Here is a 17,033-nt window from a genome sequence, read left to right on the forward strand (position 1 = left end):
TGAATTATCATGAAAAATACACTATCAAAAATAGCGCTGGCAATATTATTAGTAAGCACAGCCACCTCCTGTACAAAACTAGAGGATATCAATATAGATCAAACTGCTGCAAATGACCAGCAAGTTAAACCAGAATATTTTTTAAACAACTCTATTATTGGAGCTCAGCAAGATCCCGGATTGGCCGAACGTTTATTTATTTATTCGTGGAAAACCGCTGCCCACCAGCAATATTTTAACTTTATCAATATCGGGCAGCAAAGTGATGACTATAATTCCTTGTACTGGTCAAGTATCTCAGGCTGGTTGAATAACGCTAACGCAACCATCGAAATTGCAGAGAAGAAAACTCAAAATGGCACGGCTGCTGTTTACAACCAAAATATGATACAGGTTGCCAGAATATGGCGAGCATACTTGTTAAGTGAGTTAAGTGACAATTTTGGCCCAATACCTACCAAAGGATTTCAAGGAGTCAATCCTGAATTTGATGCTGTCAAAGACGTTTATTATTATCTGTTGACTGAATTAAAAGATGCTCAATCGAAAATCGATCCAGCTGTCAGCAATTCGGGTATTGAAAACTATGATGCCGCTTACGGTTTCAAATGGGACAATTGGATCCGCTATGCGAACTCAATGCGTATGCGTTTGGCAATGCGCTTATCAGAGGTTGATGCAACGAAAGCAAAAACCGAATTTGAGGATGCTGTTAAAACGAATAAATACATTGAAACAGCTGCACAAAACTTCGGCGTACAGGAAAAAGACGGTTGGGATCCACTAACGGGTGTAATGAGCCGTTCATGGAATACACAACTACTATCTGCTACATTAAACAATATATTTATTGGATTGGGTGGCATCAAAACTGCTGATCAGTTTACAGAAACCGAAGTTTTAAGCAAAATCAAGAACGAAGACGATTTTGGTATCCGTTATCTGGATAACTTCTCGACTATGTCAAATGACCCAAGCCAAGGTTATTACTTAGATGGGATTCCAAATAAAATGGATCCAAGAGCATACAAAGCTTTCTTTATTCCAGGTCATACATCCGACCCACAATATTGGACCGATGCTAGCAATCAGGATGCCCAAATCAAAAAACCAGACGGCACTACATTGAATTTTAAAACTTCATACACATGGAATGCGTTTACGTCAGGTACATGGGGAGCTAAATCGTCAAATATGGTGCTTAGAGCACAAAATGGTCGTATTCCAGGCATGATCAAAAAGTTCAGAACAAGCACACAAAAACGTTTATTCTTCGCTTCATGGGAAAGTTATTTTTTGATTGCCGAAGCGGCTTTGAGAGGTTGGAGCACTCCTATATCTGACAAAGTTGCCTATGAAAAAGGTATTTCAGAAAACTTTAACTACTGGGAAGTATCATCTTACCTCGGTCAATACTTAGCATCAGAAAACTACAACCGTGTGGGAACTTCAGTAAAATATGATCATACAACGGAGCCTGCTGCGACCTTCACTGTCAAGTACAAAGACGGTTATACTAATGCTACAGGAACTGCCGCAATCAAGTATCCTGAAAATACGATCTATAAAAATGGAGCAATCAAGAACGATAAGTTGACAAAAATTATCACGCAAAAATATATTGCCTCATTTCCATACTTATGCCTTGAGGCATGGAATGACCAACGTCGTTTAGGCCTTCCTTTCTTTGAAAATCCTGCTGTCGAAACGGCCATCGCAACAATGCCACAATTGACAAGTGCAAATTACACAAAAAACCAAGTAGATTTCTTTCCACAAAGAACGAGCTATCCTTCATCATTTAGAAATGCTGATCAGGCAAATTATGATAAAGCGGTATCCTTATTAGGTGGATCAGATGGCGTATTTACACCCCTATGGTGGGCTAAACAAAAATAATTTTTTTATAACACTAGAAAAGCCGGCCTTGAGCCGGCTTTTCTAGTTTATCACAATATTGATCAGTATATTTGTTACAATTACACTTATTATTAATTCAAAAGAAGCATCCAATTCCCTTAAAAATAAAGAATCTATCAAATTCTTTTTAAATTTTTTAAAAAGAATTTGGAACTTAAAATAAAGTATCTATATCTTTATATATAAACTAAAAACAAACACAGAAAAACTCAATTGCCGCACACCTAAATTAAGTAGAGCAATTGAGCTAAAAACCAACTACCAATGATATTAAAAAAGTATAATATCATTATTGAAAACATTAAAAACCAAATGATTACTCATTAATGAAGCTTAAGTAGAAATGGTCCTAGAGATTTTAAGGAATTTGTATTATCGGCCTATGCAACCGATTGCAGACATCGCGAACTCACTTTCACGAAGTATACCTTCTGTCACCAAACAAATCAACGAACTTCTTTCAAAGAATATCGTAGTTGAGAAAGGTTATGCTGCATCGACAGGCGGAAGAAAGGCTATGCAGTATATGATTAATGAAGATTTAAGCTATACAATCGCCAGCCTATCTATCGATCAATTCTATACAGCAATTACCTTATCAAACCTTAAAGGGGATATTATCTCATCGCTAGAAAATCTTCCGGTTGATCTTCGAGATTCTGATGCAGCAAACGTACTATTAAAAACCGTAGATCGCTTTTTTTCTACAAATAATATTGATTTAAAACAGGTTATCGGCATAGGGATTAGCATGCCGGGCTTTGTCAATTCAGAAACAGGGTTAAATGAATCCTACAACAGTGATTCCCCCTTATATAATATAAAGGAACTCATCGAACAAAAGTTTAACGTGCCTGCAGTAATTGACAACGATTCACGCTGTGTCGCCTGGGCTGAGAAAAAATTTGGAAATGCACAAGATTCCTCGCACTCCCTTGTCATTAATCTTAATTGGGGAGTAGGTTTGGGTATTCTTATTAATGACGACATCTTTAAAGGAACTTCTGGTTTTGCCGGTGAGTTCAGCCACATCCCTCTTTCAGACGAATTAACACTATGCTCTTGCGGTAAGAGAGGGTGCTTAGAAGTGGAAGCTTCTGTGAGCGCTGCCATCCGAAATATTGAAAAGGATATAAAGAACGGCGAATACTCTATATATGAAAAACTTGTAGAAGAATATGACAACAAAGCTGAAGCTCTTATTGAATCCGTTCACATTGGTGATCAGATAGCCATCAATAATATCGGAAAAATTGGGTACTTATTAGGTAAAGGAATATCAACGTTGATACATATTCTCAATCCGAACAAAATTATCATCAGTGGTCGTGGAGCGGAAATCGGTTATATCCTTGCGCCTCATATCCAAGTTGCAGTAAATGAATACAGCATTCCTAAAATATCGAAGAAAACAAGCATTGAGATCTCCGACCTGCACAAAAGAGCGCAGCAACTCGGCACAACAGCATTAGTCATAGAAAAATACATCACAAACATTATTAACTAACGTTTTACACAAATACCTAAAACATGAGTCTATTTTACAAAAAAACTGCAGGATTAGCGTTATGTACACTATTTAGTGCTACATCACTCTACGCGCAGCAAAGCATTACTGGAACAGTTTCAGATGCTAATGGACCTATTTCTGGCGCTACGGTTACCGTAAAAGGGACAACTAGAGGCACACAAACAGCAGCAAACGGGTCATTTACACTACAAGCTTCTAAAGGAGAGACATTACGAATATCCATTATTGGATACAAATCACAAGATATCGCAGTTGGCTCGACTAAAACGATTAATGTAACCTTAACTTCTGATGCCTCTGCACTGGATGAAGTTGTCGTCACAGCGATGGGTATCAAACGGGATTCCAAAGCACTAGGATATGCAGTAAGCACGATCAAAGCGGAAGAACTTACCAAAGCAGGAAATACCAACTTTGGTTCTGCGCTATATGGTAAAGTTGCCGGTCTAAAAATTACAACTGCACCAGGTGGAGCTTCCAGTGCCGTAAACGTTCAAATCCGGGGTATTAACTCCCTAAATTATCAACGTCAACCGCTCTATGTTGTAGATGGTGTCATCATCCGTAATGATGAACAATACGGAACTAAAGGAGCCAATAACAACAACTATTGGGATGATCAACGTATCCGTGGTAATGGTATGTTAGATATTAATCCCGCGGATATTGAAAGTATGTCTGTATTAAAAGGATCTGCAGCAAGTGCGTTGTACGGATCAGATGCGGCAAGTGGTGTTATCGTAATTACAACAAAAAAAGGGATTAAAGGCCGAGGATTAGGCATTGATTTTAATTACAATGGTTCTATCGAACGTGCCGCATTTTTACCAAAATTCCAAAATATCTATGGACCTGGTTATGATGCAGCGACCAATCTCGCGAATGGTGCTACCGAAGAGGGATGGATCGCTGATGCGAATTCACCATCAGGAAGACGTCCATACTTTCGTTCATATGGTAACTTTGGTCCAAAATTTACTGGCGAAGAGGTAAGCTGGTGGGATGGTACGACCAAGAAATACGAAGCGCGCGAAAACAACTTTAAAGATATCTTCGATACTGGTTATAATTCGAACATTAACTTTGCGATTTCCAATCAAACAGACAAAGTCAACTATCGTCTGAGCGGTACGCGCATGGATTACAAAAGTACCAGTCCAGGTTCAAAACAAAGCAGAAATACCTTCAACCTAAATAGTACGGTGAAGATGCATGAGAAATTATCATTGGATCTCGTAGCGAACTATACAAACACAAAAACACATAATCGTTCGGCATTACTCGGACAAGTCCTAGGATCCTATGGAGGTTTCTTTAGCCGTACGGAAGATATGTCTGTATTAAAAGAAAAATATCAAACTTCCGATGGGTACAAGTATTCGGCCTTCGGTACGGGACGCGACGAAGATTTCAAATATACCATTCGACCATACAATTTGTTGGATTATTTCTGGTCCCAATATAAAAACAGTTATGACGAAACAGAAAACCGTTTATTAACGAGTGCTACCTTAAATTGGGAAGTCGTAAATCACCTTAAATTGAGAGGCCGTATCGGTAATGATTTCACTTCAGCTGCTATTACAAACAAACAATATAACGAGTATGCAACCCGTTATAATTCCACAACCAACAGCTCAGGAGGATTCAGTACATCAAAGGGACTGTACTCTATATTGTATGGTGATGTATTAGCAACTTATGCCAACAAAATAAATAGCGATTGGGATTACAGTGTAAGTGCTGGTTTCCAATCTAGGGAAGAGAACTATGACGATCAATCGTCTACTACACAAAGCGGACTCGTAAAAGAGAACTGGTTTAGTATCAGCAATAGCTATGCACCAGCAACCACAACAAATGAGCGTAAGAAAAAAATAAAATATGCCTATTTCGGGATGGCCAATATTGGTTATAAGGGATTTGCTTATTTAGATGGTACATATCGCTCGGAATATTCCTCAACCATGCCTCCTGGCAACAACAACTACAAATACGGTTCAGTTAGCGGAAGTTTTATTTTTAGTGATGCTTTGGGGCTAAAGTCTGAAAAATTCAACTTTGGCAAATTGCGTGTTTCTTACGGTATTGTCGGAAATGATGCTGGAATTTATGTCGCAAATGTGGCGAACAGTCAAAATGCAATTGGTACAATCAATGGGTCAGTACCTTCTTTGACTTACAGCGGTAGCTATGGAAATTTAGAGCTAATGCCAGAAATGAAATATGAATGGGAATATGGTTTAGAATTGAAATTCCTAAAAAACAGATTAGGGTTAGATATCAGCTACTATGACAACTACATTGACGATCAAATTTTAAATCTAACAACTGAAGCATCTGCGGGTGCAACTTCCCAATGGACAAATGTGGGTCGTATCTCCAATAATGGTCTCGAAGTGTCATTAACAGCAACACCTATCCAACATGAGAATTTTAGCTGGAATACCCGTCTAAACTATTCATTCAATAGAACAATGGTGGATAAATTAAATACTGGCGGAGACGAGTTAGTTTTTTATAGTGCGGATGAGAATTCCTTAAAAGTCGTGGCCGAAGTCGGCAAGAAATTAGGGAATATTTACGCCTATGATATAGCTAAAGATGAACAGGGGAATAATTTAATTTCCGATGAAGGTTATTATGTCATTGATAAAACAAAGTACAAATATGTAGGAAATATATTACCAAAAGCAATTGGTGGTATGACCAATACATTCAACTATAAGAACTTTTCATTGGATTTCACGGTAGATTATCGTCTCGGTGGTAAAATGGTGTCTGAAAATCAAAAATACGCCATGGGAACTGGTGCGTATGAAAATACTTTGGAATACAGAGAAACGGGTGTTACCTTGGATGGTGTAAATGAGAAAACCGGAGCTAAAAATAATGTACACCTAAGCGCAGCAGAATATTACATGAATACCTTTGCTTGGGGAGCGGATTCATGGACCGAGAAAGGCGCGGTATATGATAACTCTTTTGTCAAAATGCGGGAACTATCCGTTAGTTACCGAATTCCATCTTCTGTAACACAAAAGCTCAAATTAAATAATGTAAGAGTATCCTTATTGGGCCGAAATCTATTTTACTTCTACAGAACTCTTAAAAATATTGACCCAGAATCACCAGTTGGAAACCAATGGTGGTCACAAGGGGTAGATGTTGGTTCTAATACTGCAACAAGAAGTTTTGGATTTTCATTGAATGCTAATTTTTAACCGTAATTAATCATGAATAAATCATTTTATATATTATTATTTTTAACGCTATCGACCCTTGGATTTACAGGATGTAAATCTGAATTGGAAGATGCGTTTAACAATCCGGATCAAACCACTGAGGCAAGTATTCCCGGCTTTTTCACCGATTTGTTAAATAACGATCGGGTTCGCCCATCGTATTGGCATTACAGAACATTTATTCTATCAAATCAAGCGATATATACGCAAACTGCTTCTTTTATTCCAAACAATACAATGTACCAGCCGAATGATAGTTATTCCTATGGCTATTGGACAGATTTCTATGCTCCCGGTGTACTTGGCGTTTACCGAAAAATGGAAGCTGCTTACGCGGAATTAACACCAGAAAATCAAGCGAAAGAAGAAATTTTCCTTCAGGCTGGTAAAGTGGTCATGTACGATGAAGCATCAAAACTCATCGACAATTATGGTGATATTCCTTTTTCAGAAGCAGGGAGTTTACCGTTAACGAGCATTGCGAAAAAAGCGAAATTCGATGACCAAAAAGAGTTATACTATTCTTTTATAGATGATCTAAAAGCAATCAATACGTATTTTAGTGAAACTGCTACAACAGGTGATTTTTCAAAATTTGACATTCTAAATAGCGGTGGTATTGACAAATGGAGACGTTATGCCAACTCTTTGCGTTTACGTTTATTAATGCGCATCTCCAATGTCGATGAAAGTAAAGCTAAAACAGAAGTTTTAGAAATGTTGAATAATCCCAGCACATACCCATTAGTAGATGGTTCTGCAAATGCAAACTACCTTCCGGGAACTACGGATATTTTGCTTCAACCATTAACAACGTACACAGGTACGTTGCGTCAAGCGTTAACAGAAGGAAATAATCAATACGCAACGGATTACATGTTAAATAAAACAATGAAACCCGCAAATGACCCACGTATTCCTGTATTTTACGATAAATTTGGTGTTACAAAAGATGGTGTATTTACCCCAAATAAGGAGTATAATGCGATGCCAATTACCTTCACTGAAAATGACATTTTAACAAATTATCAAAAATATGCGGTGTTGGATTCTGCAACATTCTTTGATAATGCAAAACTACCGGGCATTGTTGCAACAGCATCTGAGACTAACTTTGCTAAAGCAGAAGCTTACTTAAGATGGGGAAGTGATACAGACGCAAAAGCAGCTTATGATCTAGCGCTTAAACAGTCCGTTACGTTCTATTATTACCTGAATAATTTAAATACATCAGGTCTGAAAACAGAAACAAAACCTACTGATGCTGTAATCGCTGATTTTGTTGACAATTCAACAGCGAAATATACCGGAACTTCAACAGCAAAATTAGAACTGATCTTGACCCAAAAATGGCTTCATTACGGATTCTTACAGGCGCAACATGCTTGGTCTGAATATAGGAGAACTGGTTATCCAAAAATTACGGTCTTAACAGCTGGAGCTGCAAATTATTCTACGCTTCCATTAAGATTTTTATATCCTACTGGAGAGATTTCCGTTAACTCCGAAAATTACGAAGCTGTTCGTTCAAAAGATACTAGAACAACCAAACTTTTCTGGGACGTTAATTAAGGCATACACTACATCTATCTATAAGAAGGCCACCTTAGGTGGCCTTCTTTTTATCATTTTCATTATCTTTATCCATGCAAAAATTAAAAACCATTATATCCACTGCGCTGATCGCTTCAAGCGCAACACTAGCGTTTGGCCAGGCACATAACGTATCTAATGGCTATCAAAAACCGACAGATCCCTTAGTAATTGAAAATCTCGAACAATGGCAAGATATGAAGTTTGGTCTTTTCATGCACTGGGGTACCTATAGTCAATGGGGAATCGTTGAAAGCTGGAGTATCTGTCCTGAAGATGAAGGCTGGACCCAACGCAAACCCGAACATGGTAAAACTTATTTTGAATACCTCAAGAACTACGAAAATCTACAGACCACCTTTAATCCTACGGATTTCAATCCACAAAAATGGGCCGATGCCGCAAAAGCTGCCGGCATGAAATATGTCGTCTTTACAACAAAACATCACGATGGATTTGCCATGTTCGATACCAAAGAATCGGATTATAAAATTACATCCTCCAAAACGCCATTTTCCACAAACCCAAAGGCAAATGTGACCAAAGAAATCTTCAATACCTTCCGCAATGACGGTTTTAAAATTGGGGCTTATTTCTCCAAACCGGACTGGCACTCCGATTACTACTGGTGGTCATACTTTCCGCCAAAAGACAGAAATGTAAATTATGACCCTAAAAAATATCCGGATCGTTGGCAAAAATTCAAAGACTTTACCTACAATCAAATCAACGAGCTGACCTCAGCATATGGCAAAGTCGACATTCTTTGGTTGGATGGTGGTCAGGTGCGCCCCTTAGAAACCGTTGACAAATCTGTTGACTGGCAACAGACAATCAAAATGGATCAGAATATTGACATGGACCGCATTGGGGGCATGGCAAGGAAAAATCAACCCGGCATTATCGTTGTCGACCGTACAGTACCTGGAAACTGGGAAAATTATGTCACACCTGAACAAGCGATTCCTGAACATCCCTTGGATATTCCATGGGAAAGTTGTATCACCATGGGAAATTCGTTCAGCTATGTGCCCAACGACCAATACAAACCGACCAAAAAGATTGTTGAAACATTGGTAAAAATTATTTCCCGCGGTGGAAACTACCTATTGAACATCGCCCCTGGCCCAACAGGAGATTATGACCAGGCAGCATACGATCGCTTGAACGAACTGGCAGCCTGGATGAAAATCAATCAAACTGCAGTGTTTGCAACACGTACGATTGCTCCATATCACCAAGGTGACTATTACTACACTAGAAGCAAAGACAGTAAAGTGGTCAATGTATTCCATCTTTCTGAAGGTGATACTTACCAGCAGCCAAACGAATACGTCTTTCAAGTACCTGATAATTTTAGCGTAAAGAAAATCGCTATTTTGGGTCATAAAGGTAAATTAGACTGGTCTCAACGTGGTAACCAAATTACCTTAAGAAGCCCTAGTACACGATTTAGTTATGCGACTGCAATTCAATTGCAAAGCAAATAATATAAAATTCCGTTGGATATAATCCAACGGAATTTTATCATTTAACAAGGTCATTGTTTACCGATCACCGCCTGAACATCTCAATATTCCCAAAGCCTCTGCTCAGGAATAAGAAAATAAGTCATCAACAAACTATGGGGTTTTTAGAACCTTAAATTCCAATGAAAAAAATCAACCTATTTCCACTATTTATCCTTCTTTTTCTCTCCTCATGTGCAACGTATAAACCTCAGATCCTGGTATCAGAGCAAATTTTTAAAACAGGCCAGGTTCCATTCCAACAATGCCATGCTTCCACGATTCAAGTCATCGGAAAAGACAGTTTATTGGCAGCCTGGTTTGGTGGTACACATGAATCTAACCCCGATGTTGTCATATGGAGTTCACTGTATAGCCATGGACAATGGCAGCGTCCTGTACAGATTGCAGACGGTATCCTTGGTGACAACCGCTTTCCAACATGGAATCCTGTCTTCTATCAATACCCGCACAGTGACACCCTATCTTTGTATTATAAAATAGGGCCCAATCCCAGAGAATGGAAAGGCTATGTCAAACATTCACTGGATAAAGGAACGACCTGGTCTGCAGCGCAGCAGTTGCCTGAAGGTATTTTGGGGCCTATCAAGAATAAACCGCTCACCTTGACAAACGGACTGCTTCTCTCCCCTTCCAGCACGGAGTCCAAAGAAGAAATCTGGAAAGCACACCTGGAAATCAGCCGCGATCATGGCCGCTCCTGGTCCGTCAGCGCAATACGCCCCGATACCAGTATCCAGGTTATTCAGCCAAGTGTGATCCAACATACAGATGGACGCATTCAGGTGCTCTGTCGAAGTAAAGAAAATAAAGTGATGGCAGCATTCTCAGCAGATGAAGGCCTTACCTGGGGCCCCTGGCAAGCCACAAACCTGCTCAATCCCAATTCTGCCACAGACGCCATCCGTTTAAATAATGGTTTATTTATGATCGTCTTCAATCCGGCCATCGCTGGCAACGACTGGTGGGAAGGACGCACAAAACTCCATGTCGCCATATCAAAGGATGGCTTACAGTGGAAAGATGTCCTAACCCTTGAAGATGGGGTAAAGAACGATGAATATTCTTATCCGACAATTATTCAGGACACAAACGGTCTTATCCACATCACCTATACCTGGAATAGGAAAAGTATCAAGCATATTGTGCTCAAATAAGAATGATAGTTGTAACAAAAATGGCAGTAACTTCGTTGTATGCTAAAAACCAAGTTATGAGATCAATATCAAAATTATTAACATTATTAGCATATATCGTATCCGTAGGTTGCTCAAAGGAAACTGCTAATCACAACCTCTATCTCGAGGGAACCTATTCAGGAAAATTTATAGTCAGCTATAAAAATCAGGACCAAACTTTCACTGGAGACGTAACTGTACGGTTTAAAGCGGACAGTTTCTTTTGTACAGCAAACAAAAATAGATTTCCTGCAGGTGGCTCAGGAACATATGAGATTAATGGCGACCAAATTATTTTCAAAGATAAAAATGTATGGACCGCCGACTTCGATTGGGCTTTAATATTGAACCACAATTACACCTATTTAGTGAATGGAAACGATCTAACTTTAACAAAAGCTCCCCATCAACATAATAGCTATATCTATAAATTAACGAAGGATTAATTAATAATCCTTCGTTAATTCCAATTCTCCCTTCAACCGGATATCATCGGAAGATGCGCCGACCAAAAGTTTAAACCTGCCTTTTTCCGTCTTCCATTCGTTACCTGCATTCCAAAGTTTGAGGTCCTCCTTGGTCAATTGAAAAGAATAACGTTCTTTCTTTCCTGCGGCAATGTTTTTACGCTCAAACCGCTTCAACTGCATAACAGGTGTCACCACCGAACTTACTTCATCCACAACATACAACTGAGCGACTTCATCGCCCGCCAATTTGCCCTGGTTTACCACGTCGAACGACACTGTACATACAAAATCATTGCCATTCTCCTTCAGCGAGACCTGTAAATTGGAGTAATCAAAACTACTGTAGCTCAACCCATAACCAAAAGCATACAATGGTTTGGCCGACATTTCCACATAATCGTGATGTTTAGGTTTTGTATGGTTGTAATGTACAGGAAGCTGGCCGACCGAACGAGGTACCGAAATCGGTAATCTTCCAGCCGGATTATAGTCACCGAACAATACATCGGCAATAGCCAAGCCGCCTTCTTGTCCCGGATACCAGGCATTCACGATCGCAGGCACATGTTCAGCTGCCCAATTTAAGTTCAATGGTCTCCCCATAATCGTAACAAGTACAACTGGTTTTCCCGTCGCCTGTATCGCTTTCAGCAACTTGATCTGATCGCCCATCATATCCAAAGAAACGCGATCAAATCCTTCTCCGCTCTCCATATCACTTACCGTATTGGGATCCACATTGGCTGCTCCAGTTGCTTGATACGACGTTTTAAAATCACGTGCACTCGAACCACCCAGGACTAAAACCACCGCATCGGCCTGCTTTGCAGCTGCGACGGCGGCAGCGATATCGGAATTGCTTGTATCACGGATTGCACAACCTTTCACATAATCAACCTTGGTACTGTTACCAACTGCCGCCCGTATTCCGGTCAAGAGGGTCTGAACTTTCCCCTCAGCTTGTGGAGCAGTATAATCGCCCAGCTGATTATAGGCATTGTGGGCATTCGGTCCTATAACGGCTATTCGTTTCAACGATTTACTTAAGGGTAAGATATGCTGATCGTTTTTAAGCAAAACAATCGACTCGCGGGCCACCTGTCTTGCTACCGTTTTATTTTGTGCCGTAGCGACTTTTTGCGCTACCAACTTTTCATCCACATAGGGATGATCAAAAAGCCCCAAATTGAACTTCATTCGCAGTACACGGGCTACTGCTGTATCAAGAACAGCAGGTTCAACGAGCCCCTGTTGGACAGCCTTAAGCAGATTTGAACCATAACCAGTCCCGCTTAGATCGACATCCAATCCGGCATGTATACTTTGTGAAGCCGCTTCTTCTGCAGTCGCTGCTGTTGCATGCCCTCCATTGAGCCCTGATATACTCAGTAGATCCGATACAACAAACCCCGTAAATCCCCAGTCTTTACGTAGAATGTCTTTTAGCAACCAGGGGTTGGCAGAACAAGGAATACCATCAATGCTATTATATGCTGTCATTACCGACCCAGCTCCCGATTTTACAGCACGCTCAAAAGGCGGCAGAAAATACTGTCTCAGGCTTCGTTCTCCAACCGATACGGACTCACCATTGTGACCGCCATCTGGAGCGGCATAGGCTACAAAATGCTTTAAAGTTCCTATTATTTTATCGCGCTCACCTAGCTTCTCACCCTGAAAACCACGGATCATTGCAGTTCCCATCTGACCGATCAGATAGGGATCCTCCCCATAGGTCTCTTCAGTGCGCGACCAACGTGGATCTCGTGCCAAATCTAATACAGGACCATAGCCGTTTTTACCACCCACAGCATAAGTCTCCATGGCGATTGTTGATGCCATATCCTGAATCAACTGTGGGTTCCATGTACTCGCCTGTCCGATCGCGGTAGGGAACACTGTTGCACCAATCGCCATATGTCCATGTGGCGCCTCCTCAGACAACAACAATGGAATCCCTAGTCGAGTACTATCCACCATATAACGTTGGATCGCATTTGTAGCGCGCGCAGCTTCCACAGGGCTCAGGCCATTCAGTAAGGTTTTCTGTGTCCAAGGATCTGCACGTAAGGTTGCCCATAACAATCCGATATGCTGTTCTTTTACTGCCTTTCGCAATTTATTGCTGATTGTAACCTGCTTTCCGTTTTTGCTATACATTTCCCAGCCCAGCAATTTGCTCAATTGCCCGACTTTCTCTTCCACAGTCATTCTTCCCAATAGATCACTTACCCGTTTTTCAATTGGTAATGTACTATTCTTATAGGGCAATTGCTGGGCTTGAAGTTGTGGGCAGAGCAATGTCGCCATTGCCGCCATAAGTAATATACGGACTTTCATAAGTGGATTATTATTTATCTAGTTTTCTTCATTAATCGGATCCGGTTTTATTATTTCACATTATCTATGCAACCGGTTTCCAAACCACTAAATTAACGATTTAGCCTAAATAATCAAGTTAAATTTTGATTCCTAATTCTTTTAATAATCATAGGGCGGCAGCATCGGTTTGAACAGCGTTCATCTAAACAACCTAACACAGGCTTTACTTTATGTATTGAAGTAGAGGAGAGCAAATGGCAAATATCCACGAAATTCATTCTTGCACGTTGGGCAACAACAAAACAGTTAGACAAAGAAAAAACTAATGTGAAAGATTCAATTGCAATTTCATCAAAACAGAATTGAACAAAAAAATAAAGACAGCAAGCCGTCTTTATTTTGAATGTTAAAGGAAATATACTACTTATCTTATTTTGTTGCAGCCGTTCGCTTACCTTGAAAATAGTATTCAATTGGAGCTGCGTATGCTAGAGGATTATTATTGCGCGAAATTAATATGAGCTGATCACCATCAAGCTGTACCTCATAACTTTGGTATGGGCTACTGTCGGCAAACTTGATACTTTTCTTCTCTTTATCATAGGCAAATGCGCGATGCTGTCCTTCAGCAAAAATCAAACTTTCAAATGTCAACTTATCATCCCCACATAGTTCTTTACCACGATTGACAGTGAACTTATTCGCTGATTCAGCAAATGTAAATGTATACACATTATCCTTTTCACAATCTTTCGGTTTGTGCTTCAATTGCTCGTTTGTCGTCCCTTTCGCAGACACGATGGGGCTCCATTCAAAACTTTCCAGCTGTTTTTGAACATCCATAGGTACAGTCATTTCATTTTCCTTACTACAGCTCGTCAGTAAAAAGAGGATTGCAAAACTCCCTGTAAATAATTTATTCATTACGGTTTCCATTAGTTATATCTTGAGAACGATCGTTCTAACAATATCGCTACAATAAAATCAAGCATTTTTAATTAAACAGATAAAAATAGACTAAGATCCGGAAAGCACTTCGCGCCACAAATTAGGATGATCTGTTTGAATAAGACATACAAAAGGATATTTCTCCAAAAAAGATCGATAAGCTTTCTTTCCCTCCTGTTCTGCTTTGTCGTCATATTCCCCCAAACTATTCATCCAAAAATAAATGCCCTGTTGGCGCAATGCATTAAGTTTTTCGGTATCAGTAAATGATTCATCAAGATGGACAATTGAGGTTAATTTCATCTTTAGTATGGCTTCTAGATCCTTCATATTACGTGCCCTCGGAAAAAGTGTGATCGCTGGATTGAGTTTGTAAATCTTGAGCATGTCTTTATAATCATAGAGAAAAAATAGTACCTGGTCTTCCATCCCCTCCTGTTCAACAAGCGCATAGGTTTTCTTAATAAACTCTTTGCGATCTTCTTTAAAATCGAGATCAACAAGGATTTTTCCCTTTGCAACGCGCAAAGCTTCCGATAGCGTTGGTATAACATGATCCGAGCCTTCACCATTAGCCTTTTTGCGTAAGTGAAGCTGTTGAAGCTCGGCATAGGTTTGTTTGGCGACCTCTCCTTGCCCGGTTGTCGTCCGATTGACTGTTTTATCGTGCATCAGTACAAGTACACCATCTTTGGTGGCCCGCACATCGACCTCTACCACGGAAGCCCCCTGCCGAATGGCCTCTTCGATAGCAGCAATTGAGTTTTCAGGTTGCTCCAGATGAGCTCCCCGGTGTGCGGCAATGTGTAAACTTTTTTGCTCTAACTTTTTTATTAAATCGATCGACTGAGCATATAAGTGGGTTGTAGAACTTACTATTATACCCAACAGAATAGTAGAAAATAAAATCTTTTTCATTGCTGTATAGTTATTTTTTTGCAATCTCTTTTTGTTATACCTTAAAAACCGGCGATCTCGCTGCAGTTACATCTCAATCGCGTCATGGAGTGAATCCCGCAATTATATTGACGGAAAGTAATCCGGTTTGAATGGATTACCTTCCGTCTATGACGTTCTACTTTTTCGACAACTCGAATGAATCAAACAACTGCCCATTCAGCTTGTAGCTCGAAAAATACAGTTTATTTTCGGTCAGCTTGATCACCTGATACAATTGCGTCTGTGACGTTGCAACTTCCATCCAGCGTTCAGAATCAGATTCATACATCTTAGGCCCCGCTACAGACAGGAGATAGACAGGTCGCTTTTTACCCAGCCCGCCACGAGCGTAGGTATGATCGTGGCCCTGAAGGACCAAATCGACACCATATTTCTCGAAAATAGGTTTGAAACGTTCTCTCAAGATGGTATTGTCACGATTTTTTGCCGTAGAGTATACGGGATGGTGCATGACAACAATATTCCATTTTTTTGCTGATGAAGACAACACTTTCTCCAACCACTTTTCCTGTATCGCTGCTGCAGTAGAGTCGAGCATAATCAATTGAGAATTTAGGGAAATCATACGTAGATCCTGATAATCGAGGTAGTAAACAGCATCTTGCATACCCTCAGGGCCATTCCTTGGCAAGTTGAATTGTGCTTTCCAATGCGGGTCAAGTACAAGCTTCCCAAGCGAGTCGCGACGGTACTCGTGATTACCCGGTGTTGGAACAGCAGGGATCATCTGATGAATAAATCCTGCGGCCTCATGCCATTCTGCCCACTCCTCGTCTGCATTCGAACGATTGATCAGATCGCCCGCGTGAACAATAAAGCGTGCATTCGCTTCCTGCTGGAAAGCACGCCGAATGGCACGTGCCCAGCGTGAACGTAAGTCGTTCTGTGCATCACCCAAATAGATAAATGAAAACGCGCCTGAACGCTCCGCAGTCCTAAATTGGTTCCAGGCACTCCAATTGCTGCCATCTCCAACGCGATAGGCATAAACTGTACCGGGTTTCAGGTCACGGAAGGTTACCTGTCCATAAGCATCCTCTTGCTGTCCTCGCTCGAGCGGTAGCGCTGTTCCATTTATTGTGATCGCGTTTTTTTCAAGTTCTGGATTGCTCTGTTCTTCAGCAATCTGACCAATTATTTTGGTCCTATCCGCATTGATCCGCCAAGAAACAGACTGCGTACTGCTGGGCTCATCGGACCAGGTCAACGTAATACGATCAGGTTGTTTGTCTTTATTATCCGTCTGGCTTTTCCCTTCCAATAAAGTGCAGCACAGTACTACAGCAAGAAGAATATGTTTGATTTTCATTGTGATATTGATTTTATAAGCGATTTGA

11 protein-coding genes are annotated in these 17,033 nt (G+C 40.4%); 7 read left to right on the top strand and 4 right to left on the bottom strand.

Annotation, left to right across the window (positions count from 1 at the left end; genetic code table 11):
* The first annotated feature begins 9 nt into the window (after nt 1-9).
* The 7 genes from A9970_RS18520 (at nt 10) to A9970_RS18550 (ending at nt 11,442) form a co-directional block, all read left to right on the top strand.
* Nucleotides 10-1,899 carry a SusD/RagB family nutrient-binding outer membrane lipoprotein gene (locus A9970_RS18520; protein ID WP_182983309.1) on the top strand — a complete coding sequence of 630 codons (1,890 nt, stop codon included), beginning with the start codon at nt 10-12 and terminating at the stop codon, nt 1,897-1,899.
* Between the two features lie 403 nt (nt 1,900-2,302).
* Nucleotides 2,303-3,427 carry an ROK family protein gene (locus tag A9970_RS18525; RefSeq protein WP_158638902.1) on the top strand — a complete coding sequence of 375 codons (1,125 nt, stop codon included), beginning with the start codon at nt 2,303-2,305 and terminating at the stop codon, nt 3,425-3,427.
* Between the two features lie 23 nt (nt 3,428-3,450).
* The gene (locus A9970_RS18530) at nt 3,451-6,675 is read left to right on the top strand and encodes a SusC/RagA family TonB-linked outer membrane protein (protein WP_145328859.1); all 3,225 of its coding nucleotides are present in this window, start codon (nt 3,451-3,453) and stop codon (nt 6,673-6,675) included.
* A gap of 12 nt (nt 6,676-6,687) precedes the next feature.
* Nucleotides 6,688-8,268 (top strand): SusD/RagB family nutrient-binding outer membrane lipoprotein, encoded by a 1,581-nt coding sequence (locus A9970_RS18535; RefSeq protein ID WP_145328861.1) that lies wholly within the window; start codon nt 6,688-6,690, stop codon nt 8,266-8,268.
* Nucleotides 8,269-8,342: 74 nt separating this feature from the next.
* Nucleotides 8,343-9,779: an alpha-L-fucosidase gene (locus A9970_RS18540; protein ID WP_145328863.1), complete on the top strand. Its 1,437-nt coding sequence runs from the start codon at nt 8,343-8,345 to the stop codon at nt 9,777-9,779.
* A gap of 161 nt (nt 9,780-9,940) precedes the next feature.
* Nucleotides 9,941-10,975, top strand: coding sequence for an exo-alpha-sialidase (locus A9970_RS18545; RefSeq protein WP_220801650.1), 1,035 nt, complete (start codon nt 9,941-9,943; stop codon nt 10,973-10,975).
* A 56-nt stretch (nt 10,976-11,031) separates the two neighbouring features.
* On the top strand, nt 11,032-11,442 hold the full coding sequence (locus A9970_RS18550) for a hypothetical protein (RefSeq protein WP_145328865.1): 411 nt from the start codon (nt 11,032-11,034) through the stop codon (nt 11,440-11,442).
* Here A9970_RS18550 and A9970_RS18555 read toward each other — a convergent pair whose 3' ends face one another.
* The 4 genes from A9970_RS18555 to A9970_RS18570 all read right to left on the bottom strand — a co-directional run bounded on the left by A9970_RS18555 (nt 11,443) and on the right by A9970_RS18570 (nt 17,005).
* Nucleotides 11,443-13,806, bottom strand: a complete 2,364-nt coding sequence (locus tag A9970_RS18555; protein ID WP_182983310.1) for a glycoside hydrolase family 3 N-terminal domain-containing protein — start codon at nt 13,804-13,806, stop codon at nt 11,443-11,445.
* A 411-nt stretch (nt 13,807-14,217) separates the two neighbouring features.
* Nucleotides 14,218-14,712: a hypothetical protein gene (locus A9970_RS18560; RefSeq protein ID WP_145328867.1), complete on the bottom strand. Its 495-nt coding sequence runs from the start codon at nt 14,710-14,712 to the stop codon at nt 14,218-14,220.
* 93 nt (nt 14,713-14,805) lie between these two features.
* On the bottom strand, nt 14,806-15,654 hold the full coding sequence (locus A9970_RS18565) for a glycerophosphodiester phosphodiesterase family protein (RefSeq protein ID WP_182983311.1): 849 nt from the start codon (nt 15,652-15,654) through the stop codon (nt 14,806-14,808).
* 157 nt (nt 15,655-15,811) lie between these two features.
* Nucleotides 15,812-17,005 (bottom strand): metallophosphoesterase family protein, encoded by a 1,194-nt coding sequence (locus A9970_RS18570; RefSeq protein WP_182983312.1) that lies wholly within the window; start codon nt 17,003-17,005, stop codon nt 15,812-15,814.
* Between the last annotated feature and the right edge of the window lie 28 nt (nt 17,006-17,033).

It is taken from the genome of Sphingobacterium sp. UME9 (genome assembly GCF_014170215.1).
Classification (GTDB): Bacteria; Bacteroidota; Bacteroidia; order Sphingobacteriales; family Sphingobacteriaceae; genus Sphingobacterium; species Sphingobacterium paramultivorum.

Coding starts and splice junctions, on each gene's coding strand:
- A9970_RS18520 (WP_182983309.1), top strand. CDS start 10: ATGAAAAATACACTATCAAAAATAGCGCTGGCAATATTATTAGTAAGC.
- A9970_RS18525 (WP_158638902.1), top strand. CDS start 2,303: ATGCAACCGATTGCAGACATCGCGAACTCACTTTCACGAAGTATACCT.
- A9970_RS18530 (WP_145328859.1), top strand. CDS start 3,451: ATGAGTCTATTTTACAAAAAAACTGCAGGATTAGCGTTATGTACACTA.
- A9970_RS18535 (WP_145328861.1), top strand. CDS start 6,688: ATGAATAAATCATTTTATATATTATTATTTTTAACGCTATCGACCCTT.
- A9970_RS18540 (WP_145328863.1), top strand. CDS start 8,343: ATGCAAAAATTAAAAACCATTATATCCACTGCGCTGATCGCTTCAAGC.
- A9970_RS18545 (WP_220801650.1), top strand. CDS start 9,941: ATGAAAAAAATCAACCTATTTCCACTATTTATCCTTCTTTTTCTCTCC.
- A9970_RS18550 (WP_145328865.1), top strand. CDS start 11,032: ATGAGATCAATATCAAAATTATTAACATTATTAGCATATATCGTATCC.
- A9970_RS18555 (WP_182983310.1), bottom strand. CDS start 13,806: ATGAAAGTCCGTATATTACTTATGGCGGCAATGGCGACATTGCTCTGC.
- A9970_RS18560 (WP_145328867.1), bottom strand. CDS start 14,712: ATGAATAAATTATTTACAGGGAGTTTTGCAATCCTCTTTTTACTGACG.
- A9970_RS18565 (WP_182983311.1), bottom strand. CDS start 15,654: ATGAAAAAGATTTTATTTTCTACTATTCTGTTGGGTATAATAGTAAGT.
- A9970_RS18570 (WP_182983312.1), bottom strand. CDS start 17,005: ATGAAAATCAAACATATTCTTCTTGCTGTAGTACTGTGCTGCACTTTA.